The sequence below is a fragment of the Actinoplanes sp. NPDC051343 genome, from assembly GCF_044455125.1.
Taxonomy (GTDB): domain Bacteria; phylum Actinomycetota; class Actinomycetes; order Mycobacteriales; family Micromonosporaceae; genus Actinoplanes.
This window is the reverse complement of sequence record NZ_JBITEL010000007.1, coordinates 240,863-263,023: the sequence shown is the minus strand read 5'-3', so window position 1 is coordinate 263,023 and position 22,161 is coordinate 240,863. Positions and strand designations below refer to the sequence as shown.

Sequence of the window (22,161 nt, the reverse complement as noted above, 5' to 3'; positions counted from 1 at the left end):
GGTTACCGCCCTAGCGTCCCCCGGCCGAGGTCATCCGGCCGTCGGAGTAGAGGGCGAGGTGGGTGTAGGCGGCCGAGAGCAGAGGCACCGGGACCCCGTGCTCGGCCGCCCGGGTCACGAAATCACCGAGGATCGCGTCCGCCTCGACCGGCCGCCCGGCCATCATGTCGCGGTACATCGACGAGGTGGTCGGCTGGTCGCTGGCGACCAGCTGTTCGAACATGGCGACCGCGCCGGGCCGCGGTGCGTGCCCGGCCGCCGTCGCGACGGCGAGCGCCTCGGAGGCCACGGCCTGCGCGAACACCGCCCCGCCGGGCGCCCGGTTGATGTCGCCGACGGTGCCCTGCATCAGCGTCGTGACCGCGCCGAGGGTGGCCAGCAGCACCCACTTCTCCCACATGCCGTCCACCACCGTGCGCGACGGGTGGGAGTCGAACTCCTCGCCCTCGAGCGCGAACGTCACGTCGGGCAGCCGGTCGTCGTCCCCGCCGTCGAGCGGGCCGTAGCTGAGCCGGAGCGGCCCGCCCATCAGCACCACGTCGCCGTCCGCGTTCAGCGTGGCCATGATCACACAGACGCCGCCCCACACCCGTTCCGGCCCGAACGCCCCGACCAGCTGATCGAGGTGGCGCATGCCGTTGAGCAGCGGCACGATCACCGTGCGCGGGCCGAGCGTGGGCGCCATGTCGAGCATCGCCTGCTCGAGCGCGTAGCTTTTGACGGCCAGCACGACCAGGTCGTACGGCCCGTCGAGCGTCTCCGTGGTGACCGTGCGCGGGTGCACGACCGCCTCCCCGTCCGGGCCCTTGATGTGCAGGCCCCGCCGGTCGAGTGTCGTCCGGCGCCCCGGCCGCACCAGGAACGTCACATCCTTGCCCGCCTGCGCGAGGCGGCCGCCGAAATATCCGCCGGTCGCGCCGGCACCCACGAAGAGAGTCCGCACGAACGAACCTTATTCAACCTGGCATCACGCGAACAGACTCCGGGCCGTGATCAGCCTAGATGCTCGTCCAGGTAGCACCAGCGCCACGACTCGCCGGGTTCGAACGAACGCATGACCGGGTGCCCGGTCCCCTCATGGTGGGCCGACATGTGTTTCAGGGGGGAGGAGTCGCAGCACGCGACCATGCCGCAACCGAGGCACAGCCGCAGGTGGACCCAGTCGTGCAGGCCGGCGGCGTGGCACTCGGGGCAGCCGGCCTCGTAGGCCGACAGCGGGGCCGCCTCGACGGCCTCCTTGAGATGCTGGCAGATCACTCGTCACTCCGTTGCAGCAGGGACTCTTCCAGATCCAGGTCGCGCTGAGCGCGGGTGAGCACCTCTTCGGGGATGCGACCCTCGTTCCGGGCGATCTTGAAGACTCGGCGTTCCGCACCGATCATCTCGCGCCGCAGACGACCGTACGCCGCCGAGGGCGTCTCCTGCTGCTGACTGCCGAGCCGTTCCCAGGCATTGTTGGACCGGCTCTCGACCAGCGCCCGGAGCCGGTCGACGACCGACGTCGGCGCGCCGTCGGCGTTGGCCTCGAGCGCCTCGAGCGCGGCCCGGCTGGCCTGGTGCTGCACACCGGCCTCGGCCAGTGCGTCGGCCGTGGTGTTGTCCTGCCGCACGCCCAGGCGTACGGCCAGCCAGGACAGCGTCGTGCCCTGCAGCAGCAGCGTCACCACGATGACCGCGAACGCGATGAAGACGAACAGATTGATCGGGTAGTCGGGGACGAAATTCTTCGGGTCGGGGTTGGGCTTGGGCAGCGTCTGCGCAGCCGCGAGCGTGACCACGCCGCGCATGCCCGCCCATCCGATCACCGTCGGCACCGTGATCGGCGGCCGTTCCTCGCGCCCCCGGATCCGCGGCAACAGCCGCGGTAGGTAGGTCGCCGGGTACAGCCAGACGAACCGGGTGACCAGCAGCGTGCCGATCACCGCCACGGTCACCCCGACCGTGGTGCCGACGCTGGTCTCGATGTCGCTGCCGACCGTCCGCAGTTGCAGGCCGACCAGCAGGAAGACGATGCCCTCGAGGAGGAACGTGATCATGCGCCAGACCGCCTCCATCTGCAGCCGGGAGGTCGGCGACAGCAAGTAGGGCATGCGGTGGCCGAGGTAGAGCCCGGCGATCACGACGGCCACCACGCTGGAGGTCTTCAGCTCCTCGGCGACGATCACCACCACGAATGGGGTCAGCAGCGAGACCGCGTCGTCGAGCAGCGAATCCTCGATCTTGCGGTGCAGCTTGGCCGCGATCCACGCGGCGGCCAGCCCGAGCACGATGCCGCCGCCCGCCTTCAGCACGACCTGCCCGGCGATCGGCCAGAACCCGACCGAGGCACCGGCCAGCGCGGCGGTGGCCACCCGGACCAGCACCAGGGCGGACGCGTCGTTGAGCAGGCTCTCACCCTCCAGGATGGTCACCACCCGGCGGGGCAGCCCGATGCGCTTGGCGATCGCGGTCGCCGACACCGCATCGGGCGGGGCGATGATCGCGCCCAGCGCCACGCAGGCGGCGAACGGGAACTGCGGGAGCAGCACGTGCAGCACGATGCCGACCGCGAACGCCGTGAACAGCACCAGGCCGACCGCGAGCAGCAGGATCGGGCGCAGCGCGCGACGGAACGCGGGCACCGAGGTCTCCAGCGCGGCGGTGTAGAGCAGCGGCGGCAGGATGCCGATCAGCACGAGGTCGGGGTCGAGGTGCGCCTCGGGCATCCCGGGCACGAAGGACAGGCCGAGCCCGGCGACGAGCACGACCAGCGGGGCGACGAAGCCGAGCCGCCGGGCCAGAGCCGCGCCGAGCACAGAGATCGCCACCAGGGCGACGACGTCGACGATGCTCTCCATGCCGGGAAGCTTATTGAATCCTTCGCGCCGGGTCGCGTGCCGCAACTCACCCTGACGGCCAGGAAGATAGGCAGTTCTACTCAGGCGCGGGGCACTCGGCGTACGGAAGGCTGTCGCCCATGAACAACGTCGGGATCACCGGGATCGCCTACGCCCTGCCCGCGCGCGAGCTGGCGACCGCCGAACTGCAGCGCAAGGTCGCGGTCGCGAGCGGCCTGATGCTGCCGCCCGGCATGTTCGAGCAGGCGACCGGCATCACCCGGCGCCGGGTCGCGGCCGACGACGAATATGCGTCCGACCTCGCCGTCGACGCGGCGACCAAGGTGCTGGCCGACACCGGCACCGACCCGCTCGACGTCGACCTGCTGCTGTTCGCCAGCGCCACCCGCGACATGGCCGAGCCCGCCACCGCCCACGTGGTGCAGGCCGCTCTCGGCAGCCGCGCCCACGCGCTCGACGTCACCAACGCCTGCAACAGCTTCCTCAACGGCATCGACCTGGCCCGCTCGATGATCCTGGCCGGGCGGGCGCGGCGGGCGCTGGTGGTCACCGGCGAGACCCCGACCCGGGCGATGCGGCCGCGCATCGACGGGATGGCCCAGGCGCGTACGGCCTCGTGCACCAGGTGACGCTGCCCTACCTCGAACGCTTCGTCGGGGAAGGTCGTTCTGCGCCCCCGGGCGGTCTACGGGCCGGGTGATCCGCATCTGCTGCCCGGCCTCCAGCGCGTGGTCCGGGCCGGCACCGCCTGGCTGCCCGGCCCCGACATCCGGATGAGCCTGACCGCGGTGGAAAACCTGGCCGACGCCTGCCTGAGGGCGCTGACCTGGCCCGCGGGCGCTTACAACATCGCGGATGCGACGGCCTACAGCCGGGACGCCGCCGTCGCGGCGGTGCTGGGAGTTCCCGTACGCCATGTGCCGTCAGCCGCCGCAGAGGCGGCCGTGCGGCTTGGTTCGAGTCTTTTGACCCGTTACGCCCTCGACCAAGTCACCGACGGCCTGGTCCTCGACATCGGCAAGGCCCGCAGCCGGGGCTGGACGCCGACGGTCAGCCTGTCTTCGTCGGGATCGAGCGCGCGACCGTAGAGGCCCAGGTGCCGTCCTTGCCGATCTTGGTGAAGACGGCGTCGACCGAGAAGACGTACGCGGTCTGGCGGTCGAGGCCGGTGACCGGGGCGCTCATCATGCCGCAGCCCGAGCCCGGCTTGATCACGGTCCAGCCGATGTCGCGCTGGTTGCCGACTGACAGCTGATGTTCGGCGATCGCGGTGACCCGGTATTCGACCAGGTCGGCGCCGCCCGGGTTGTACCAGGTGACGGTCGCGCTGGTGGTGCCGGCCGACACGGTGGCCGAGTCGATCTGGCCGCGGTGGAACTTGATGCTCGCGCAGTCGTTGCCGCTCACCGCCGGGGCGGGCGTCGGCGAGACCGTGCTGATCGCCAGGAATCCGCTCGGGAACGGGGCCGGCGACGAGTACGACACGGCCGGTGTCGGCACGGGCGTGACCGGGCCGCCGTTGCTGAGCATCCACGGCGTGGTGGCGCTGGGTGCGACCGTGGCCTGGGCGTCGGTGGACGCCTTGGCGCAGCCGCCGAGCAGCAGCCCCGCGAACGGGATCACCAGCAGCGCAAGCTTTCCACGACGCACGCGTCCTCCAGGACCTCGAGCCGGAACCGTACGGGGATCAGTTCGGCATGCCTGGAGGGGTTGCTTAGCGTGCGGGCGCCGCCTCCCGGTAGCGGCAGCAGGCCCGGTCGGCGAGGTCGCGGGTGGCCGACGAGTTGACCCAGGTGCCCAGCATGATCTTGGCGCCGGGCATGACCTTGGCGAAGACGCGCTTGGCCGTGCGTACGCCGGCCATCTGCGAAAGGCGCACGCCGAGCTTGACCACCACGCCGCTGAACGGCCGCACCGCCATGCCGGAGAACAGGCGGCTCGCCCGTTCCCGGCCCGCGGCCACGCCCAGCGCGAGCCGGGCGGTCGACGGGCCCTTGTGCACCCGCTGCAGCACCAGCAGTTCGGCGGCCCGCTCGGCGGCGGCCGGGTCGACGCCGTACGCCGCGGCGATGTGCAGCACCATGCGCGAGTGGGTCCACGCGAGGACGCCCACGTCGAGGACCGCACCGGGAAGCGCGCCGGCGCCGGACACCGAGCCCGAGATGCGGCCCAGGGTCGTGAATCGCTTGATCGCCAGGACGGCCAGATCGTCGGCGGTGAGAGCGGGGAACTCTGCGCGCACGTGATCGGTCCAGGTGGCCGCCTCGGGTCCGAGCAGCCGCACGGCCTCGATCGCCAGGTGCTCGGGCGCGTATTGCGGATCGGACCTCATGCGGGCCCACAGGGAACCGGGTGGGGCTTCGGTTTCCGGCAGGACCACGCGAGGATGGTCGGAAGGGATGTTTGCGGCCGCTTCGGTCACCAGATCACTCCGTGGGGGGAAGGGAAGGATCCGACGCCATTGTGCCGTGCACATGCACGTGCACGCGACCCCCAATGTGATGTTGTGCCCAACCCGAGATCCACAAACGCGATTTGGCAAGATCCAGTGGTCGCCGGAATGAATGCCGGTGCACGGTTGTTCTGAACGACCACCCCGTTTCGAAGCACAGGAGGTCTGCGGTGCTCGACCCCAACGAGCTCTACGAGCTGGCCGACGACCAGCCGGACCTGGACGGGCCGGTCCTGGTCCAGGCCCTCACCGGGTTCGTCGACGCCGGGAGCGCCATTCAGCTCGCCCGCGAGCATCTGCTGGAGCGCCTCGACAGCCGCGTCCTCGCGACCTTCGACCTCGACCAGCTGCTCGACTACCGCTCCCGCCGGCCCACGATGGTCTTCATCGAGGACCACTGGGAGAGTTATGAGGAGCCCCGTCTCGCGCTGCACCTGGTGCGCGACCAGCTCGGCAGCGAGTTCCTGCTGCTCGCGGGTCCCGAACCCGACCTGCAGTGGGAGCGTTTCATCGCCGCGGTGACCGGCCTGGTCGAACGTCTGGGTGTCAAGCTGACGATCGGCCTCAACGCGATCCCGATGGCGGTGCCGCACACCCGCCCGGTCAGCGTCACCGCGCACGCCACCGACCAGAGCCTGCTCGGCGACCGCGAGTCGTGGCTGCAGCGGGTGCAGGTGCCGGCCAGCGTGGGCAATCTCCTCGAGTTCCGCCTCGGCAAGGGCGGGCACGACGCGATGGGCTTCGCCGCCCACGTGCCGCACTACCTCGCCCAGGCGACCTACCCGGCGGCGTCCGAGCTGCTGCTCGACTCCGTTTCGCAGACCACCGGGCTGGCCCTGCCGACCGGCGAGCTGCGCGAGGCGGCCAAGCTGGTCCGCGACGACGTCGACAAGCAGATCGCCGACGACGAGCAGGCGAGCCGCCTGGTGTCGTCGCTCGAGGCGCAGTACGACGCATTCCTCCGCGGCCGGGAAAACAACCTGCTGGCCGAGGATTCCGGTCCGCTGCCGACGGCCGACGAGCTCGGCGCCGAGCTGGAGCGCTTCCTGGCCGAGCAGTCCCGGGACGAATGACCGTGAAGCTGACCAGCACCCTGCACGCCCGCGGCCCGGCCGGCGCCTTCGTCCTCACCGACGACGAGGTGGCCGCGCTGGGCGCCGGCCGCAAGGCCTTTCCGGTCAGCGTCACCGTCAACGGCGTGACACTGGCGCTGCGGCTGGCCCGGATGGGCGGCGAAAACATGATCGGCCTGGCCCGGGCGGCCCGCGAGACGGCCGGCGTGACCCTCGGCGAGACCTACGACATCGAGGTCACGGCCGAGGAGGCCGGCACGCGTACGGTCGAGGTCCCCGACGACCTGGCCGCCGCCCTCGCCGGCGACGCGCAGGCCAGGGGCCGTTTCGACGCCCTGGCCTACTCGCACCGCAAGGAGTTCGTCCGCTGGATCTCCGAGGCGAAGCGCGAGGCCACCCGCACGCAGCGCGTCGCCCGGACCGTCGAGATGGTCAAGGCGGGCGAAAACCGCTAGCCGAGCCAGCCGATAACCGTCTGGATGTGCTCGTCCCAGAACGACCACTCGTGGCCGCCCGGCCCGTAGCCCGCGTCGAGGTCCACGCCGGCCGACGCACACGCCGCGACGAAGCGCTCGTTCTGCTTGAGCAGGTGATCCTCGGTGCCGCAGCGGAGCATCAGGCGGGGCAGCGCGGCCGGGTCGGCGTTCTTGATCAGCTGCAGCAGGTCCTCGTCGGTGCCGGCCACCTCACGGTCCGGAAACACCCGGCTGACCAGGGTGCGCATGTGCGGCCGCAGGTCGTACTCCTGGATGTAGGCCAGGTCGAGCGCGCCGGACAACGTCGCCGCCGCGGCGAACCGCGCCGGGTCGCGGAGCGCCCATTTCATCGCGCCGTAGCCGCCCATCGACAGGCCGGCCACGAAGGTGTCCTCCCGCCGGGCCGAAACCCGGAACAACCGTTCGACAGCCTGGGGAAGCTCCTCGGAGAGAAAATCCCAGAACCTCATCCCGTACGCCTCGTTGGCGTAGAAACTGCGGTGCACCGACGGCATCACGACCGCCAGCCGCTTGTCCTGCACGTACCGTTCGATCGACGTGAAGCGGGTCCACGCGGTGTCGTCGTCGGTGAGGCCGTGCAGCAGATAGAGCACTCGCGGCGGCGGCCCGTCCTCGTCCGGCATCAGCACGGTCATCGAGGTGGACAGTTCGAGTGTCTCGGCGAAGAAGTCGCAACGGATCATGGCCATGTGGCCCAGTCTGTTCCGGCGCCACGACAGATGTCACGGCAAAGCGCGGCCGTTTCGCACCGGGCGCGTCCGCCCATCGATGAAACGGTGTCGAGATGGTTGTCGTTCTCTATCTGTGCGCGGGCGCGGTCATGCTCGCAGGCCTCCAGCTGCTGCTCGAACTGACCGGCTTCGGCCCGCCGTGGCAGGTCGTCCCCCGCATGTGGCGACGGCCGGTTCCGCCGGTCGCCACCGGGCTGGTCGCCGTGTTCGCGGTGATGGGCGTCTGGCAGACGGTGCACCCGGCGATCATCGGCGCGCTCGAGCGCGACCCCAGCGGCGGCTGGTGGCGGGTCGTCACCGCGCTGCTGGTCCAGTCGGACGGCTGGTTCCAGATCGTGTTCAACTTCGCCGCACTATTGGTGGTCGTCCCGGTCGCGGCCCGCACGCTCGGCAACCTCTGGACGCTCGCCGTCTATCTGATCGCCGGCGTCGCCGCCCAGGTGGTCAGCGCCGCCGGCTGGTCGCCGCACGGCGGCGGCGACTCGGTGGCGATCTGCGGCCTGGTCGGCGCGCTTGCGGTGGGTTACAGCTTGCGGGGTACGCGACGTGAACTGCGCCTGCTCCAGCTGCTGATCCCGGTCGCGGCCCTGGTGCTCTGCGTGCTCACCAACAATCACGGCGTCGGCCTGGCCGTCGGCTGCGTGCTCGGCGTGCCGCTGGCCGGCCGTCCAGGACGCCCGGCCGAAGACGACGCCCATCGTGCCGACCGTCATCTCGGCCTCGACCGCTAGACCGGCCTCGGTGAACCACCCGGCATAGCGCGCGGGCGTCCGTTTGTGCACGTGGACCCGCATCGGATGCCCGCCGTAGCCCTCGGTCTTGAGCCGCGACCCCTCCCCCGAGTGGAAGCCGACCAGCACCGGGCCGCCCGGCCGCAGCGCCCGCCGGAACCGGCCGAGGACCGGCACGATCTCGTCGTCCGGCACGTGGATCATCGAATACCACGCGATGATGCCGCCCAGGTCGGACGCGACGAGATCGGTCATCGACCCCACCTCGAAGCGAACACCCGGGTGGTCACCGCGGGCGATCCGCACCATCTCCGGTGACAGATCCACGCCGTACGCGTCAAGCCCGCAATCCCGCAGGAAGCCGGTGAAGTGTCCCGGACCGCAACCGACGTCGGCGACCGTTCCACCACCCGCGGCGCGGACGAGATCGGCGAAGATGCGGAAGAGTCCGCGCATGTAGACCTGGTCGTCGAGCGAGTGCCGCACGAGGTCGGCGTAGTTGCCGGCGACCGTGTCATAGGACGTGCGCGTGTCGGCGAGCCACTCGTCCTCGATCGGCATCGCGCCACGGTAGCGGATCGGGAAATCCTCGCCGCGTTAGGCTGGCGGGATGTCGACCGAGGGGCCCGGCTGGTACCGCGGGGACTGCCATGTGCACACCGACCGGTCGGTCGCCGGCGAGCTGACACCGGCGCAGGTCGCGGCGGCGGCACGCGAGTTCGGGCTCGACTTCATCGCGGTCACCGAGCACAACACGGCCGACACGCACGGGGCGTTCGAAGATGCCGGCCTGCTGGTGATCCGCGGCCAGGAGATGACCACGCGGACCGGGCACTGGCTGGCGCTCGGCATCCGGCCGGGCGAGACGATCGACTGGGACTACGGTGTTCGCGACGCGGTGATCGCCCGGCACGTTTCCGGCGTCCACGACAGCGGCGGGCTGTGCGTGGCGGCCCATCCCCACGCGCCCTACCCGTCGGGGACCTTCATGTACCCGTTCGACGGATTCGACCTGGTGGAGGTGTGGAACGGCCAGTGGGCGTCGGACCGGCCGTGGAACGCCGACAACGAGACCGCGCTGAAGGAGTGGGGCCGCGGGCTGTCCACGGCGGACCGGCGCCCGGCGATCGGCAGCAGCGACACCCACCTGACCGGCCAGATCGGCGTGCCGCACACGGTGGTGTTCGCCGCCGAACTGAGCACCACGGCAATCTTGGACGGGCTGCGGGCCGGACGCAGCTGGATCACCGACTCGGTCGGGGTGTCGCTGTCGCTGACCGCGACCGCCGGCGATGCCACGGCCGGCATCGGGGAACGCCTGGAGTCCGGCGGGGCCCCGGTCCGCGTACGGCTGTCCTTCGACGGCGTGCCGGAAGGCACCGCCCGTTTCCACACCGAGCGTGGCTCGTTCCCCGCCCCGGCCCGCGAGTGGCCGACGACCGCGGCCGAGGCGGGTTTCGTGCGGGCCGAGGTGCGCCACCCGGACGGGCGGATGGCGGCCCTGACCAACCCGATCACGCTGGCCTGACCCGGCGCCGCAACCTCACGCCGGCTCGACCGAGCGCCGCAACATCACGCCGGCGTGACCGGGCGGACCAACATCACGTCGGCTTGGCCCGGCGGCGCGACATCACGCCGGCCTGACCGAGCGGCGCGGCGTCACGCCGGCCTGACCGAGCGGCGCGACATCACGCCGGCCTGACCGAGCGGCGCGACATCACGCCGGCCTGACCGAGCGGCGCGACATCACGCCGGCGTGGCCGGGCGGTGCGGCGTCACGCCGGCGTGGCCGGGCGGCGGAGGAGGAGCCAGGCGTCGGCCGGGAAGAGGCGGTGGGCGATGGCCCAGGCGGCGGCCGAATAGTAGGGGCGGGCGGCGGCCTCGTCGAGGATCTGCGGATGGTCGGCGGGATGGTCGGTGCCGCGCCAGCGGATCGTGCAGTTGCCGGCGGCGAGCACGTTGCGCACCCAGTTGGTGCGGGCGCCCCACGGCAGGTTGATGACGAACAGGCCCGGCGCGGTGGTGATCGCGACCGGTACCTGCAGGTCGCGGCCGCTGACCCGGCCGCGATGGTGCACCACGCCCCAGATCGGGAGCAGACGGCGGCCGGCCAGCACGCGTACGGCCGGGGCGGTGGCGCGGGCGAACCGCCAGGAAGTGTTGTCGGGAGCCATGCGTCGATGGTTCTCCGGCGGCGGTCTCGGCACATCCGGGCGGCCCGTCAGATGTTGTGGGGGTTTTCCGTCAAGGCGTACGCCACCGCGTCCGCCCGCCCGCGGGCGCCGATCTTGCGGTAAAGGCCGGCCAGGTGGCGTTCCACGGTGTGCACCGCGATGCCCAGCCGCCGGGCGATCTCGGCGTTCGAGTCGCCGGACGGGAGGAGCCGCAGGACGTCCCGTTCCCGCGGCGTGAGGGAAGTTCTCGCGGGCCGCTCTTTCGCCGGGCCCTTTTTCGCCGGGCCGGCCCGGCCGTCGACCACGAAGCCGATGACCAGTTGAAGATCGGTCGCCTGATCCTCGATGAACAGCGTCGGGGTGGTGCCCGCCAACTCGACCAGGCGTCCGTCCGGCAGCCGTTCGGCCAGGCGCCGCGACACCTCGACCGGCATCTGCTCCTCGCTCTGCCGGTGCAGAACCAGGGTCGGCGCACGCACCCGCTCGACCTCCGCGCTCACGTCGATGTCGCGGGCCGCCGCAAACCAGGCCTTCGCCACCGGCGCGGTCGTCGCGGTGCGGAACGACTCGGCGGCCCACCGGCCGGACGACGCCGCATCCCAGCCGAGCCAGGCCGTCGCCGCGGCGTCGGCGAACAGACCCCAGTCCTGGTCGACCAGCGACAGCAGAGCCTGCGTCTGGGCCGGACCCATCACCTCCCGCAGCCGCGGCGCCCCGCCGAAGAGGACCAACCGGTCGACCCGCTCGGGCCGGCGGGCGGCGTACGCGATAGCGGTCGTGACCGCATGGTAGTAACCGAGCAGCGACGCCCGCCGGATGCCGGCGTCGTCGAGGACCGCGGTCAGGTCCCTGAGGTGGGCGTCGACACCGAGGTCGGCCAGGTCGATCCGCCGGTCCGAGCTGCCGGTCCCCCGCCCGTCGTAGAGGACCACGGTCAGGTGCTGGGCCAACGCCAGGTACGCCGCGCGCAGGGCCGGCACCCGCCACTGCGCCACGATGTTGCTCAGCGAGGGCAGCCAGACAAGCACCGGCCCCTGCCCGAAGACCTGGTAGCCCAGAGTCACCCCGTCGGCGGCCCGGGCGAAGCGCAACTCCGGCGTGTTACCGGTCATGGCCCGCCCCCACCGCGGCAAGAGCCTTGGCGATGTTCCACTCGGCCAGGTCGAGCATCCACTGGCGCTCGGGGAAGTCGGTGTCGGCGATCCGCAGTGGACCCTCGATCAGCGAGAGCACCTGCGCAAAGCGGTAGAGCTCCAGCCGATGAGGGTCGAGGTCGACCGGGCGCAGCGCCGGATAGTCATCGTCGAATCGCAGCTGGAGGAAGGCGTGCTCCCATTCCACGTCGAAGTAGGCCCGGCCCTCGATGTCGATGACCGCGGGTTCGCCGGAGGACGTGACGAGCACATGATCGGGACCTAGTTCACCGTGCACCAGGGCGTACGCCCGGCGCGGGGTGACCGCGCCGCGCAGCCGGCGCACATGGTCGGCGATCGGTTCGTGTGCGTCGGCGAGCCGGGCGTCGCGGGCCGATGCCAGGCCGAGGTGGCCGAGTGCGCGGTCGACGATGACGTCCTCGGCGGGGCGGCTCTGGGAGGCCTCGCCGTGGGCGAGGGTGGCGAGCTTGCCGTAATGCGGGCCGAGGGTGGTGTGCATGCGGCGCAGGGCGTCGCCGAGTGCGGACAGCGGTGCTGCGGCGGCCGCCGGGTCGCGTTCCATCAGCGTTTCGAGTTTGAGCGTGCCGGCGTCCTCGACCAGCGCGAGGTCGGCCGGGAGGTAGCGGCCGTCGCGGTCGAGCATCAGCAGCCGCGGGGTGGGCACGCCGGCGGCCGTGAGCGCGGCATGGTTGATGCCGAACAGCTCGGCGCCGGACGCGTCGGTGAACGGATCGTCGGGGACCGTCGGCGACGGTGGCCAGTAGTTTTCGCCCGGCGCCCACACGTAGAGCATCACCGTCGTCCGGTCGTCGAGCGTGAGCCGGTAGACACCCTTCTTGCTGCCGCCGGCGAGGCGGTCGAGGCCCGTCACCCGGCGGTCGGTGCCCAGTTGCTCGGCCACCACCTCGCGCACGTCCTCCGGCCGGAGGAATGTCCTTGTCATGCCGCCATCGTGCCCGATGTGTCGCCGCTGGGCACCGGCAGTTGGAAGACCGACCAGCTGTCCACCGGCTGGAAACCGAGCATTGCGTTGACCGCGCGCATGTGCGTGTTGTCCTCGGCATTCCAGGCGTCGATGACGCGCAGCGCCGGCTCGTTGGCCCGCGCGTACGCGTGGTTGGCCGACTTCACGAGCAGACCGAGCCGATGGCCGCGATGAGCCGGCTCGACGATCGTCACCCGCTGCCGCGCGTGGGTGTCGTCGTCCGCCTCGAACGCCAGCTTGGTGCGGGCGACGATCTGGCCGGTCGCGTCGTGTCGGGCCGCCGTCGAGTACGAGCGGTGGCCGCGACCCCGTTCGGTCGACTCCTGGGCGCGTACCCGGCCGGTGTCGTACACATGCTGCTCGACCGCCAGGTCACCGGTGGGTGCGTCGACCATGAGCCGGCTCTGCAACGCGGGCGACATCCTCGACGATCTCCTCCGGTGCCGCGTCGCGCCACTGCACCAGCGAGTATCCGTCCGCGTGGGTCTGCGTTGCCGCCCGGTCGGCGACCTGGCACCGGACCCTGATGCTGGTCACGCCCGGCTGATGACCGCGGCTGGTGAGGTAGTGGTAGCCGGCCCCGTCCCGGGCGAGCAGCGCCTCTTCGGTCGACGTGGGCCACGGGTGCTCGAACCGGGCCATGTGTTCCGCTCGGCTCGGTGTGGGGAAGTCGGGCTGGTCGTGGGCTGTGACCGCGACCACCAGGTCGTACCAGCCGACCATCGCCGCGGAATCAGCCGAATCGAGCGGCGCGATGATCATGCCCGTATTGTCCGTTCGGCGTGCCCCGATCAGCAACGGAATTACGGTCCGGTCGGAAGTCGCTTCCAGAACTGCCGTGCCGCGAATCCCTCGCGCCGAAGCCAGTGCTCGGTGTAGACGATCCGGTTCGGTTCGATGACCACGAGCGTGTCGCTCGGCGGTTCGCTGAGCGGGCGGCCCCGTTCGGCGTGCTCGTTCTCCCACCGGAAGGCGCCCCAATAGCTGTCTCGTTCGGGATGGTCGGGAGGCAGCACTCGGGCGTCGCCGAACAGCTGTGCTCCGCGGCTGCTGGCCAGCCCGACCAGCGGGGCGAAGATGCCGACGGAGACCCGCGGGTCAGCGGCGATGTTGCGCAGTTTTGGGGACCGGGGCGCGGCGGTGAACATGACCGCGAAGTCGAGCGAGTAGTAGCGCACCGGCGTGGCCAGTGGCCCTTGCGGCCCGGCTGTGGCGAGCACACACATGTTCTGCGAGGACAGCAGGTTGAGGATGCGCTCGTCAAGGCATTCCCGCGGTAGTTGATGAGCCGGCATGGGCTCCGAGAGCCATGGGTTCGTCAGCGGCATTCGGGATCCGTCGTCACATCATGATCCTATTCGGATCTGCGCAATCACCGGCGCTGGTCATCCATCCGAGGAGCCGCTCGTCCGCAAACGCCTTGGTCCCGGCGCCGGCTGAGTGGGTAAGAGCCATCCGGACCGCCACGCACATTTCTCAAACCTCATCGGTACCGGCAATTGTCGCCGCCGATCGCTCCGCTCGGTGTACTACATTTCGTACTACACTCTCGTCATGGACCGCATCCCTATCCGCAGCCTCAACCAAGACACCGCAGGCGTGCTCGCGCGGGTCGAACAGGGCGAGACCGTGGAGATCACGAACCGTGGGCGCCTTGTCGCCAGGATCGTTCCGGTCGGCGCCGATCCGCTCGACGAACTGGTCAATACCGGCGCGATAACGCCGCCGATCATCACGCTCCCCTTCGCGATGCCGACCGGAGTGCCGGTGGCCGACCAGGATGCCGGCGAGTTGATCTCAGGTCTGCGGGATGAGGAACGCTGGTGATCTATCTCGACACGGCGGCGCTCGTCAAGCTCGTCCGGCCCGAGGCCGAGTCCCGCGCCCTCGTCGACTGGCTGGGATCCCGGCCCACAGAGCGGGTCGTAGCCTCAGCGTTGGTCGAGGTTGAGCTACCTCGTGCCCTGCGCCGGAGTGCGCCCGGAGTTCTCGGCGGTGTCGCCGCAGTGCTCGCTCGTCTCTATCGCGTCGATATCAATGCCGCCGTCCGCGCAACCGCCGGTGCGTATCCCGAGCCTGGACTTCGTTCGCTGGACGCCATCCATCTGGCCACCGCGGAGTTCCTCGTTGCCAGCGGCCAACCGATCAGTGCGTTTGTCACGTACGACAAGCGCTTGGCGGAGGTGGCGGAGCGGGCCGGCCTCGACGTCGTGGCGCCGAACTGATGCCATGGCGCGGATGACACGGACGCGTTTGCCCGCTGTCGACCCCCGCGGAGTGGTTTCGTGCCGTGTCTCGGTGCTGTTTAACCGGGTCGAGGATGCGGAGCGCTCCTGGGCCAACCGGTTTGAGGTTGACCTGCGCGGGCCTTTTCAAATGGCAAGAGCGTGGTCGACGCTGCGCCATTGAAGTTGGCCCGCGAGGTGCTGGGCCTGGGGCATGAGATGGTCGCGTTCGAGCCAGGACTCGAACTCGACGTAGCAACCCATCGTCGCCGTCCACCACAGGACCGGAGAGTGGCGCTGTCTCTTGTACTGGGAACTCAGTCACCTTACAAAATATGGTAAGGTCTGGGCATGAAGAAGGGGCACGTGGACTGGGCGAACGTGGACTGGCCGGCACCGTTGCGCGACGCAGTCCTCCGGTGGGGTACGCCGGTCGGGGTGGAGGACGCTCGCAAAGACTGGGCGCGGTTGATCGACGCGGCGCAGGCAGGGGTACCGACGTTGATCACCTACGAGCGCTCCGGTTGGATGTGGGCGGTGCTGGTGCCACTGACCGAGTTGGACGAACCACAGGCAGTCCTGCCTTCTTATCAAGTGTCGGAGGCGCGGCCGAAGATCGCCGAGCTGTTACAAGCCGCTCTCGCCGGCATGCCGCAACTGCTGCGCCGCCACAACACGGCGGTCGCGGCACTCATGAGCGCGGCTCCCGACGCACGGCTGAACGTCGAAGAGCTGCTGCGCGCCGGAGCGACTCTCACCCTGGAATACGACCCCGGCAACCGGGGAGACCTCATCGATGACGGCAACGTCGGCCGGCCACCGCAGCCGGAAACCTTCCGGGCCATCGCTGTCGACCCATCCGGCGCTCATATCGGCACAGGCACCGGCGCCAGCGTCGCCCACGCCCTCGCCCGCCTACACCGTCCGCCCGCAGAACCACCAATCGAGTACGACGAGGCCGCCCCAGTCTGACGACCCGGCGATGCGCCATCCGCAATCACGGTCGCTGCTCCCGTCCACCTTTACGTCACGCTGTACCTCGTGACGATGACGGTGCCTGTTGCCTGCGGCAGTGCAGCCATCATTTCGGCGGCCGACTCGGCACGTACGGGTGATTCGCAACCTTCCCGGACACCTCGCAGAGTTCGCGCGGATGCGACACCGAGAGCCGGTCGCGGACGGTTGGGAATGTCGTACCCGTCGATTAGAATGTGTGTACTAAAAGCGGCCGTGACCTGCGAGGAGATCAACGTGACCGTGCCCGTTTTGTCAAGTTCCACCCCCGTGATCCCGCCCTACGCGACGATGCTCGGCTTCAGTCGGTACGTGACCCGCACCGGCCCGGCCAAGGCAACGTTCGTGGGTGGTCTGCGCAAGGCTCGCGAGCGGCGGTCCGGGTTCAACCCGCACGGTCAGCTCGTCAAGGCACTCAAGGCCGACATCGCGTTCCGCACCGGCGGCAGCTACCTGTCGGGGGTGGTCGATCTCGTCAAGGACCGGTGGAAGCCGCTCTACGAGGCGGTGTCGGCGGGGGCCAAGACCTATCTCGACAGCCTGGGCGACCCCGAGCAGGTGAGCCTGGCCCAGACCCGTGACGCCCTGGCGTCGGTCGGCCCGCTGATGGTCAAGGTCAACCCGCACTTCGGTTTGCACCACGCCGACGGTCGCCGCGAGGCCGTCCGCCTGCACTTCGACGAGGCGCCGCCGACCCCCGAGGCGGTCACCGCGACGCTGCACCTGATGGCCCGCCACATGGACCAGATTCTCCCCAACGCCGAGCCGGTCCTGGTCGACCTGCGGCGCGGTCAGGTCCATCGGCTCGAGGCGGCGACCAAGCCGTCCGACATCGAGAGCTGGCTGGCCGGCGAGGCGGCCGCCTTCACCGCCATGTGGGCGGCCACCGCGGCCGCGTAACCGGCTGCGACGGGGCGCCGCGCCGAGCGGGGGTTGCGCGGCGCCCCCGGGGGTCCGCAACGACCGAAGCCGGTTACCGACCCGACGTGCCCCCGGGTGCCAAACCCCGGGCCAGCACGACCGACGGATCTGCACGACCCGCCCGGGTCAGCGCGACCAGCCGGAACAGCACGGCCAGCCGGGTCAGCACAGCCAGCCGGGTCAGCACGGCCAGCCGGGTCAGCACGGCCAGCCGGAACAGCACGGCCAGCCGGGTCAGCACAGCCAGCCGGGTCAGCACGGCCAGCCGGGTCAGCACGGCCAGCCGGGTCAGCACGCCCGGTAAAGCAGCGCGCCCCACCAGCAGCGCGCGGACGAGCAGCGCGCCGTTAGAGGATGCGGACTCTCGGGCGAAGGCCGGGAAGTCGCCGGCGGTCACGGCTGCGTCCAAGGTGTCCAGTGCTGGCTCGTCGGGGTCGGCCAGGTCGAGGTAGCCGGGGTCTTCGCCGTGGGAGGCGACTGCGCCCGCCGACAACGCCGGGGTCGCCGTGTCCTCTGCGGCGTCGGCCACGTGTGAGTGGTCCAGGGCCTCGGCGGCCGTGCGGGGCAGCTTCATCGGCTCGCCGCGGAGGAAGCGGAAGACGTCCTGGTAGGCGGCCGGGATGGTGGGCAGGCGGACGTGCTCACCCTTCACGTAGCGGATCTCCACGCCGGGCAATGATGCCGACGCCAGTGGCACCCAGGTGGAGCGGCGGCCCGTGCACCTCGGTGGTGGTCACCGCCCTCGGTGCGCCTCCTCCCCGGCCCGGGGCGGCCGGGGCGGAAGCCGCCGGTCGTGGTCCGCTCGGCGAGGCGACCTCGAGTTCGACGGTGAGGCGCCGGTATTCGTCGCCGTTCACGCACACCGAGACGTCGATGCGGGCTTGGCCGGGGTCGAGCGGCACGATGGCGAGGCGCCGGTCGTCGGAGTCGCCGGCCGACGGCACGGTGAGCGCGAACGATGCCATCCACTGGGTGACGTCGCCGGCGCTCGCCACGTCGAAGTTCCCGGTGTACGACTGACCGCTGACCGGGCTCAGCGCCACGTCGGTCGAGGCCACGATCCACGAGGTCTCGAGCCCCCCGGGCGGGATGATCGAGCGCGGGATCTCCCGGATGCCGAGGCCGAGGTTGCCCGGTTGCGGTGCGCCGACCCGGAAGGCCAGGGTGTAGCGGTGCCGGGCGACGAGCGGGATCGCCGAGTCCGGCGGGCGCTCGTCGACCCAGACGTTGATGATCTGCGGCTCGCCCTCGTCCTCGCCGGTGGAGAGAAGGTCGGGCGGTTCGAGGCAGCCGTCGTCACCGTCCGGACGGGGGCCACCAACGCGCATGTCGGCCGGGCCGGCAGCCGCGCCCGCGGTCGCAGCCGCGCCGGTGGCCGCGCCGGTGGCCGCGCCCGCAGCCGCGCCCGCAGCCGCGCCGGTGGGCGAGACGGCGTCGCCGCCGCGTACGACGTAGTCGTCGGGGCTCCGGCCGCTCAGTGCGGACCGCCATTCGGGCGGCAGGGCGGATGCGGGTAGGGCGCGGATCGCGGCGTCCCGGATGGCCGTGGGCGCCACCACCTGAGCCACTCCGGCGAGAATGGAGACGAGCCCGGCCGCGGACAGTGCCGTCATGGCCTGGCTGCGCCACAGATATTCGGTCGCGGCCGCCGGATCGCCGGTCGCGGCCGCGGCCGCACCCAGATAGCCGAGGGTGGTCGCCGCCCCGGTGGAGTCGTGCACCAGCCCGAACGCGGCCTGGGCCCGTTCCAGGAGCGGCATCGCTTCGCCCGGTCGTCGGTCCAGCAGGGTCACCACGCCGAGTCGCTGCAGGCCGGTCGCGACCCCGCGGGTTTCCTCGGTGAGCGCGTAGCCCCGGACAGCCAGCTGATAGTTTTCGCGGGCCACGGAGTATTGACTCCGCATCTCGGCGACCTGGCCCAGCCGGAACAACGTGTTGGCCGCGGAGAGCCGGTCGTCGGTCTCCTCGTAGGCGGAGAGGGCCGCGCGATAGAAGTTGACCGCGTGGTCGAGGCGGCCGGTGCGCTGGGCCGCCCGTGCGAGCAGCGAGTGGATCTCGGCCGCGGTGCCCAGGTCGCCGGACGAGAGCAGCGTCCAGGCCAGTTCACCCATCTCGGCGCGGACCAGGCCGAGGAGGTCGGTCGGCACGGTGCTCAGGGCGGCCGCGGCGAACCTCTCCAGCCGCTCGCCCGTTGTCACGAGAAGGCCGGTCGCGGCGGCCGGTCTGCTACGCAGGAGACCGACCACCGAGCCGTCGGCCGGTAGCACCACCGGGCTGCCGCCGATGCCCAGCCCGGGCGGCAACCGGGCGGCCGCCACGTGGCCGTGTCCCTGCCACACCCCGTCGATCAGGACCAGGCGTTCATCGGACGCGGGTGAGGGTACGACCACCTCGACGCTGCGGCCGACCTCGACGTGCTTGCTCGGCAGGAAGCGGGCCGTCGGTCCGGCAGGTTCCACGCAGCGGACCATCGCCAGGTCGAGCTGGCCGTCGGCATAGGTGATCACGGCCGGCAGCCGCTGCCCGCCGGCGCGGACCACCCAGAGGCCGGCGTCCGGGTCGGCGAGCATGCGCGGGCCCACCGCGTGCAGCGATGTGAGCACGTAGCCCGGGGCGACCGAGATGCCGGTGCCGAGGACCTTGCCGGCGTCGTCGGTGACACGGACCAGAAAACCAAGGGCGTCGGGCAGCGAGATATCGGACATCGGCCATCTCAACTCGGGCGATCGAAAATGGGACGTTCGAAAATCGGGCGATCGAAAATCGGGCGGCGCGAGGCCGAAAATCCACCATGACATGCCCGGTCGAGCAGCGGTCGGCATCGATCGCGATCTCACCCGCCCGAGCGTCCAAGTCGGACCACCTGGCCGATCCGTTCCGGCCAGGCGAACAGGTCTCGACTTTGACCGCCGGCGGATGTTGCATGAGAGATCACGACCGTCGATGGGTTGCCCAATGCTGGGAGGCAACAGTGCAGGCCGGGGAAGAGCAGAAAACCACGAATTTCGGGTATCAGACTGAATTGCGGCGCAGCCTCGGGTTCGCCGATCTGGTGTTCTACGGACTCATCTTCATGGTGCCGATCGCCCCGATGGGGATCTTCGGCTCGGTCTTCGAAGGGGCCGGCGGGATGGTGGCCCTGGCCTACGTGGTCGGGATGATCGCCCTGGTCTTCACCGCCGCGTCGTACGCGCAGATGGTGCGGGCGTTCCCGCTCGCCGGCAGTGTCTACAACTACGCCGGCCGGGGCATCGCCACGCCGGTCGGGTTCCTCGCCGGCTGGGCGATCCTGCTCGACTACGTGCTGGTGCCGAGCCTGCTCTATCTGGTGGCGGCGGTCGCCATGCATTCGACGGTCAGCGCCGTACCGGTGTGGCTGTGGCTGGTCATCTTCGTCCTGTTCAACACCGTCGTGAACTATCAGGGCATCAAGATGACGGCCCTGATCACGCGGGTGATGCTGGTCGGGGAACTGATCGTGCTGGCGATCTTCATCGTGGTCGCGATCGTCGCCCTGGCGGACGGCAAGGGGCACGGCTGGTCGTGGACGCCGATCTACAACTCGGACACGTTCACCTGGTCGCTCGTCTTCGGTGCGGTGTCGATCGCCGTCCTCAGTTTCCTCGGTTTCGACGGCATCAGCATGCTCGCCGAGGAGAACACCGGCGGCGCCAACCAGATCGGCCGGGCGATGGCCGCGGCTCTCGGGGTGGCCGGTCTGCTGTTCATCGCGCAGACGTGGCTGGCGGCTCTGCTCGTACCGAATCCGGCTGACCTGATCGCCAACGGCGACCCGGAGGGCACCGCCTTCTACGACGCCGCCCGCGTCGCGGGCGGCGGATGGCTGGCCACGCTGACCGCCGTGGCGACCGCGATCGCCTGGGGGGTCGCCAACTCGATGGTCGCCCAGGTGGCGACGTCGCGCCTGCTCTACGCGATGGCGCGGGACGGGCAGCTGCCGAAGCTGCTCGCCCGGATCTCGGCCAAGAACCGGGTGCCGACCAACGCGCTGACCCTGACCGCGGTGCTCTCGCTGGGGATCGGCCTGTGGATGGCGTGGCGCGACGACGGCATCTCGCTGCTGTCGAGCCTGGTCAACTTCGGCGCTCTGACCGCGTTCCTCGTGCTGCACGTCGCCGTGTTCTGGCATTTCATCATCCGCAAGCGCAGCCGCGACTGGATCCGGCATCTGCTGCTGCCGCTGATCGGATTCGCCATCCTGGCCTATGTGGTGATCAACGCGAACGTGGCCGCCCAGCGACTCGGCTTTATCTGGCTCGGGATCGGTGTGATCGTGCTGATCGTCCTCTACTCGACCGGTCGACGGCCGGAATTGTCCGGCCTGAATGAAGAGGGACAAGCATGATCCGCTACGAGATGGACGAGAAGCTGCTGCGCTACACGTTCGGCGATCATCCGCCGGTCGCCGAGGTGCCGCCGGGCAGCGTGCTGGTCACCAACACTCAGGACTGTTTCGCCGGCGCGGTGCGCACGGTCGACGATCTGCCGTCCGCGGTCTGCCCCGCCTTCAACCCGGTGACCGGGCCCTTCTTCGTCCCGGGGGCCGAGCCGGGCGACACGCTGGCGCTTCATTTCCGTACGATCGAACCGTCCCGCAACTGGGGCATGTCATCCACGTTCCCGCACTTCGGAGCCTTGACGACGACGCACACCACGGCGATGCTCCACCCGCCGCTCGAGGAACGCGTCTGGAAGTACGACATCGACGTCGCGGCCGGCACGATCCAGTTCCGGGCCCGGCGCAGCGACCACACGTTCACCCTGCCGATGGACCCGATGCTGGGTACGGTCGGGGTGGCCCCCGCGGCCGGCGAGGCGCGGGCGACGATCGTTCCGGACGCGCACGGCGGCAACCTCGACACCCCGGAGATCCGGCCCGGCACCACGGTCTACCTCGGCGTCAACGTGCCCGGTGCGCTGTTCGCCTTCGGCGACGGGCACGCACGGCAGGGTTACGGCGAGGTCTGCGGGGTCGGGGTCGAGACGGCCATGAACGTGACCGTGGCGGTCGACCTGATCAAGGGCACTCCGACGCCGTGGCCGCGGATCGAGACCGACGACCGGCTGATCTCGATCGGGGCGGCCCGGCCGCTCGAGGACGCGTACCGCATCTCCCAGCACGACCTGATCACCTGGGTGGCCGGGCTGACCGGCCTCGAGACGCTGGACGCCTACCAACTGATCTCGCAGGCGGGCACGGCCGCGCCGGGCAACGTGTGCGATCCCAACTACACCATGCACGCCGCTGTCGCGAAGTCGATCATCCCAGGGCTGAACGGCTATGACGGCGTGCACGAGAACCTGAAAAATCTGCAACCGTAAGGTTGCGTCTCGTCGTCCCGATGT

General features: G+C 70.5%; 26 protein-coding genes and 1 pseudogene. 12 read left to right on the top strand and 15 right to left on the bottom strand.

Annotated features, from left to right (window positions below):
* Positions 1-10: 10 nt before the first annotated feature.
* Genes ACIA5C_RS24130 through ACIA5C_RS24120 form a run of 3 tightly spaced genes read right to left on the bottom strand, consistent with a single transcriptional unit; the run spans position 11 to position 2,837 of the window.
* Positions 11-943 (bottom strand): ketopantoate reductase family protein, encoded by a 933-nt coding sequence (locus ACIA5C_RS24130; protein WP_396058217.1) that lies wholly within the window; start codon positions 941-943, stop codon positions 11-13.
* A 50-nt stretch (positions 944-993) separates the two neighbouring features.
* Entirely contained in the window at positions 994-1,257 is a 264-nt protein-coding gene (locus tag ACIA5C_RS24125) for a UBP-type zinc finger domain-containing protein (protein ID WP_396058214.1), read from the bottom strand.
* Positions 1,254-2,837, bottom strand: a complete 1,584-nt coding sequence (locus ACIA5C_RS24120; RefSeq protein WP_396058211.1) for a Na+/H+ antiporter — start codon at positions 2,835-2,837, stop codon at positions 1,254-1,256. The genes ACIA5C_RS24125 and ACIA5C_RS24120 overlap by 4 nt, the downstream gene beginning before the upstream one ends.
* Before the next feature lie 119 nt (positions 2,838-2,956).
* On the opposite strand from ACIA5C_RS24120, the gene ACIA5C_RS24115 reads away from it, so the two are divergent.
* Together ACIA5C_RS24115 and ACIA5C_RS24110 are read left to right on the top strand one after the other, a co-directional pair.
* On the top strand, positions 2,957-3,466 hold the full coding sequence (locus tag ACIA5C_RS24115) for a 3-oxoacyl-ACP synthase III family protein (RefSeq protein ID WP_396058208.1): 510 nt from the start codon (positions 2,957-2,959) through the stop codon (positions 3,464-3,466).
* A gap of 99 nt (positions 3,467-3,565) precedes the next feature.
* Positions 3,566-3,925: a hypothetical protein gene (locus ACIA5C_RS24110; RefSeq protein WP_396058206.1), complete on the top strand. Its 360-nt coding sequence runs from the start codon at positions 3,566-3,568 to the stop codon at positions 3,923-3,925.
* Here the strand turns inward: ACIA5C_RS24110 and ACIA5C_RS24105 are convergent.
* On the bottom strand, positions 3,888-4,487 hold the full coding sequence (locus tag ACIA5C_RS24105; protein WP_396058203.1) for a hypothetical protein: 600 nt from the start codon (positions 4,485-4,487) through the stop codon (positions 3,888-3,890). The genes ACIA5C_RS24110 and ACIA5C_RS24105 overlap by 38 nt on opposite strands.
* Positions 4,488-4,551: 64 nt before the next feature.
* Positions 4,552-5,169 carry an EcsC family protein gene (locus ACIA5C_RS24100; RefSeq protein WP_396058774.1) on the bottom strand — a complete coding sequence of 206 codons (618 nt, stop codon included), beginning with the start codon at positions 5,167-5,169 and terminating at the stop codon, positions 4,552-4,554.
* Positions 5,170-5,459: 290 nt separating this feature from the next.
* Here ACIA5C_RS24100 and ACIA5C_RS24095 point away from each other — a divergent pair, with 290 nt between their 5' ends.
* Together ACIA5C_RS24095 and ACIA5C_RS24090 are read left to right on the top strand one after the other, a co-directional pair.
* Entirely contained in the window at positions 5,460-6,362 is a 903-nt protein-coding gene (locus ACIA5C_RS24095; RefSeq protein ID WP_396058201.1) for a proteasome assembly chaperone family protein, read from the top strand.
* Positions 6,359-6,817: a YdeI/OmpD-associated family protein gene (locus ACIA5C_RS24090; protein ID WP_396058199.1), complete on the top strand. Its 459-nt coding sequence runs from the start codon at positions 6,359-6,361 to the stop codon at positions 6,815-6,817. Before ACIA5C_RS24095 ends, ACIA5C_RS24090 begins: the two co-directional genes overlap by 4 nt.
* On the opposite strand, the gene ACIA5C_RS24085 is transcribed toward ACIA5C_RS24090, so the two are convergent.
* Complete coding sequence (locus ACIA5C_RS24085; protein WP_396058196.1) at positions 6,814-7,548, bottom strand: alpha/beta hydrolase; 735 nt, start codon at positions 7,546-7,548, stop codon at positions 6,814-6,816. The two genes, ACIA5C_RS24090 and ACIA5C_RS24085, sit on opposite strands and share 4 nt — an antisense overlap.
* Before the next feature lie 95 nt (positions 7,549-7,643).
* On the opposite strand from ACIA5C_RS24085, the gene ACIA5C_RS24080 reads away from it, so the two are divergent.
* Positions 7,644-8,321 (top strand): rhomboid family intramembrane serine protease, encoded by a 678-nt coding sequence (locus tag ACIA5C_RS24080; protein WP_396058193.1) that lies wholly within the window; start codon positions 7,644-7,646, stop codon positions 8,319-8,321.
* A gap of 45 nt (positions 8,322-8,366) precedes the next feature.
* On the opposite strand, the pseudogene ACIA5C_RS24075 reads toward ACIA5C_RS24080, so the two are convergent.
* Positions 8,367-8,777 (bottom strand): annotated as a pseudogene (locus ACIA5C_RS24075) (class I SAM-dependent methyltransferase); the annotation flags it as partial.
* Between the two features lie 154 nt (positions 8,778-8,931).
* Here ACIA5C_RS24075 and ACIA5C_RS24070 point away from each other — a divergent pair.
* Positions 8,932-9,849 (top strand): CehA/McbA family metallohydrolase, encoded by a 918-nt coding sequence (locus tag ACIA5C_RS24070; protein WP_396058189.1) that lies wholly within the window; start codon positions 8,932-8,934, stop codon positions 9,847-9,849.
* Between the two features lie 247 nt (positions 9,850-10,096).
* Here the strand turns inward: ACIA5C_RS24070 and ACIA5C_RS24065 are convergent, their stop codons facing one another.
* The 6 genes from ACIA5C_RS24065 to ACIA5C_RS24040 are packed head-to-tail and all read right to left on the bottom strand — an operon-like array spanning position 10,097 to position 13,962.
* Positions 10,097-10,495: a hypothetical protein gene (locus ACIA5C_RS24065; protein WP_396058187.1), complete on the bottom strand. Its 399-nt coding sequence runs from the start codon at positions 10,493-10,495 to the stop codon at positions 10,097-10,099.
* Positions 10,496-10,542: 47 nt separating this feature from the next.
* A complete protein-coding gene (locus tag ACIA5C_RS24060; RefSeq protein WP_396058185.1) occupies positions 10,543-11,607 on the bottom strand; it encodes an alpha/beta fold hydrolase in 1,065 nt (354 codons plus the stop codon).
* Positions 11,597-12,592: an aminoglycoside phosphotransferase gene (locus ACIA5C_RS24055; protein WP_396058183.1), complete on the bottom strand. Its 996-nt coding sequence runs from the start codon at positions 12,590-12,592 to the stop codon at positions 11,597-11,599. Before ACIA5C_RS24055 ends, ACIA5C_RS24060 begins: the two co-directional genes overlap by 11 nt.
* Entirely contained in the window at positions 12,589-13,056 is a 468-nt protein-coding gene (locus ACIA5C_RS24050) for a hypothetical protein (RefSeq protein WP_396058181.1), read from the bottom strand. The genes ACIA5C_RS24055 and ACIA5C_RS24050 overlap by 4 nt, the downstream gene beginning before the upstream one ends.
* Complete coding sequence (locus tag ACIA5C_RS24045) at positions 13,007-13,396, bottom strand: hypothetical protein (protein ID WP_396058179.1); 390 nt, start codon at positions 13,394-13,396, stop codon at positions 13,007-13,009. Before ACIA5C_RS24045 ends, ACIA5C_RS24050 begins: the two co-directional genes overlap by 50 nt.
* A 41-nt stretch (positions 13,397-13,437) precedes the next feature.
* Positions 13,438-13,962: a pyridoxamine 5'-phosphate oxidase family protein gene (locus ACIA5C_RS24040; RefSeq protein ID WP_396058177.1), complete on the bottom strand. Its 525-nt coding sequence runs from the start codon at positions 13,960-13,962 to the stop codon at positions 13,438-13,440.
* Between the two features lie 226 nt (positions 13,963-14,188).
* On the opposite strand from ACIA5C_RS24040, the gene ACIA5C_RS24035 reads away from it, so the two are divergent.
* The 4 genes from ACIA5C_RS24035 (at position 14,189) to ACIA5C_RS24020 (ending at position 16,773) form a co-directional block, all read left to right on the top strand.
* Complete coding sequence (locus ACIA5C_RS24035) at positions 14,189-14,461, top strand: type II toxin-antitoxin system Phd/YefM family antitoxin (RefSeq protein WP_396058175.1); 273 nt, start codon at positions 14,189-14,191, stop codon at positions 14,459-14,461.
* Positions 14,458-14,859, top strand: a complete 402-nt coding sequence (locus tag ACIA5C_RS24030) for a type II toxin-antitoxin system VapC family toxin (RefSeq protein WP_396058172.1) — start codon at positions 14,458-14,460, stop codon at positions 14,857-14,859. The genes ACIA5C_RS24035 and ACIA5C_RS24030 overlap by 4 nt, the downstream gene beginning before the upstream one ends.
* A 351-nt stretch (positions 14,860-15,210) precedes the next feature.
* Entirely contained in the window at positions 15,211-15,831 is a 621-nt protein-coding gene (locus ACIA5C_RS24025) for a type II toxin-antitoxin system prevent-host-death family antitoxin (protein ID WP_396058169.1), read from the top strand.
* A 273-nt stretch (positions 15,832-16,104) separates the two neighbouring features.
* Positions 16,105-16,773 (top strand): hypothetical protein, encoded by a 669-nt coding sequence (locus ACIA5C_RS24020; protein WP_396058772.1) that lies wholly within the window; start codon positions 16,105-16,107, stop codon positions 16,771-16,773.
* Positions 16,774-16,846: 73 nt separating this feature from the next.
* Here ACIA5C_RS24020 and ACIA5C_RS24015 read toward each other — a convergent pair whose 3' ends face one another.
* Both ACIA5C_RS24015 and ACIA5C_RS24010 read right to left on the bottom strand, forming a co-directional pair.
* Entirely contained in the window at positions 16,847-17,461 is a 615-nt protein-coding gene (locus tag ACIA5C_RS24015; protein WP_396058166.1) for a hypothetical protein, read from the bottom strand.
* Positions 17,436-19,499, bottom strand: coding sequence for a tetratricopeptide repeat protein (locus ACIA5C_RS24010; RefSeq protein ID WP_396058164.1), 2,064 nt, complete (start codon positions 19,497-19,499; stop codon positions 17,436-17,438). Before ACIA5C_RS24010 ends, ACIA5C_RS24015 begins: the two co-directional genes overlap by 26 nt.
* A 317-nt stretch (positions 19,500-19,816) precedes the next feature.
* On the opposite strand from ACIA5C_RS24010, the gene ACIA5C_RS24005 reads away from it, so the two are divergent.
* Together ACIA5C_RS24005 and ACIA5C_RS24000 are read left to right on the top strand one after the other, a co-directional pair.
* On the top strand, positions 19,817-21,160 hold the full coding sequence (locus ACIA5C_RS24005; RefSeq protein ID WP_396058162.1) for an APC family permease: 1,344 nt from the start codon (positions 19,817-19,819) through the stop codon (positions 21,158-21,160).
* Positions 21,157-22,137, top strand: coding sequence for an acetamidase/formamidase family protein (locus tag ACIA5C_RS24000; protein WP_396058159.1), 981 nt, complete (start codon positions 21,157-21,159; stop codon positions 22,135-22,137). Before ACIA5C_RS24005 ends, ACIA5C_RS24000 begins: the two co-directional genes overlap by 4 nt.
* Positions 22,138-22,161 lie beyond the last annotated feature (24 nt).

Excerpts from the sequence above, each read along its gene's own strand:
- ACIA5C_RS24115 (WP_396058208.1), top strand. The coding sequence starts at position 2,957 with ATGAACAACGTCGGGATCACCGGGATCGCCTACGCCCTGCCCGCGCGC.
- ACIA5C_RS24055 (WP_396058183.1), bottom strand. The coding sequence starts at position 12,592 with ATGACAAGGACATTCCTCCGGCCGGAGGACGTGCGCGAGGTGGTGGCC.
- ACIA5C_RS24010 (WP_396058164.1), bottom strand. The coding sequence starts at position 19,499 with ATGTCCGATATCTCGCTGCCCGACGCCCTTGGTTTTCTGGTCCGTGTC.
- ACIA5C_RS24100 (WP_396058774.1), bottom strand. The coding sequence starts at position 5,169 with ATGAGGTCCGATCCGCAATACGCGCCCGAGCACCTGGCGATCGAGGCC.
- ACIA5C_RS24040 (WP_396058177.1), bottom strand. The coding sequence starts at position 13,962 with ATGCCGCTGACGAACCCATGGCTCTCGGAGCCCATGCCGGCTCATCAA.
- ACIA5C_RS24065 (WP_396058187.1), bottom strand. The coding sequence starts at position 10,495 with ATGGCTCCCGACAACACTTCCTGGCGGTTCGCCCGCGCCACCGCCCCG.
- ACIA5C_RS24000 (WP_396058159.1), top strand. The coding sequence starts at position 21,157 with ATGATCCGCTACGAGATGGACGAGAAGCTGCTGCGCTACACGTTCGGC.
- ACIA5C_RS24025 (WP_396058169.1), top strand. The coding sequence starts at position 15,211 with ATGAAGAAGGGGCACGTGGACTGGGCGAACGTGGACTGGCCGGCACCG.
- ACIA5C_RS24050 (WP_396058181.1), bottom strand. The coding sequence starts at position 13,056 with ATGTCGCCCGCGTTGCAGAGCCGGCTCATGGTCGACGCACCCACCGGT.
- ACIA5C_RS24060 (WP_396058185.1), bottom strand. The coding sequence starts at position 11,607 with ATGACCGGTAACACGCCGGAGTTGCGCTTCGCCCGGGCCGCCGACGGG.
- ACIA5C_RS24045 (WP_396058179.1), bottom strand. The coding sequence starts at position 13,396 with ATGATCATCGCGCCGCTCGATTCGGCTGATTCCGCGGCGATGGTCGGC.
- ACIA5C_RS24035 (WP_396058175.1), top strand. The coding sequence starts at position 14,189 with ATGGACCGCATCCCTATCCGCAGCCTCAACCAAGACACCGCAGGCGTG.
- ACIA5C_RS24070 (WP_396058189.1), top strand. The coding sequence starts at position 8,932 with ATGTCGACCGAGGGGCCCGGCTGGTACCGCGGGGACTGCCATGTGCAC.
- ACIA5C_RS24090 (WP_396058199.1), top strand. The coding sequence starts at position 6,359 with ATGACCGTGAAGCTGACCAGCACCCTGCACGCCCGCGGCCCGGCCGGC.
- ACIA5C_RS24085 (WP_396058196.1), bottom strand. The coding sequence starts at position 7,548 with ATGGCCATGATCCGTTGCGACTTCTTCGCCGAGACACTCGAACTGTCC.
- ACIA5C_RS24120 (WP_396058211.1), bottom strand. The coding sequence starts at position 2,837 with ATGGAGAGCATCGTCGACGTCGTCGCCCTGGTGGCGATCTCTGTGCTC.
- ACIA5C_RS24080 (WP_396058193.1), top strand. The coding sequence starts at position 7,644 with ATGGTTGTCGTTCTCTATCTGTGCGCGGGCGCGGTCATGCTCGCAGGC.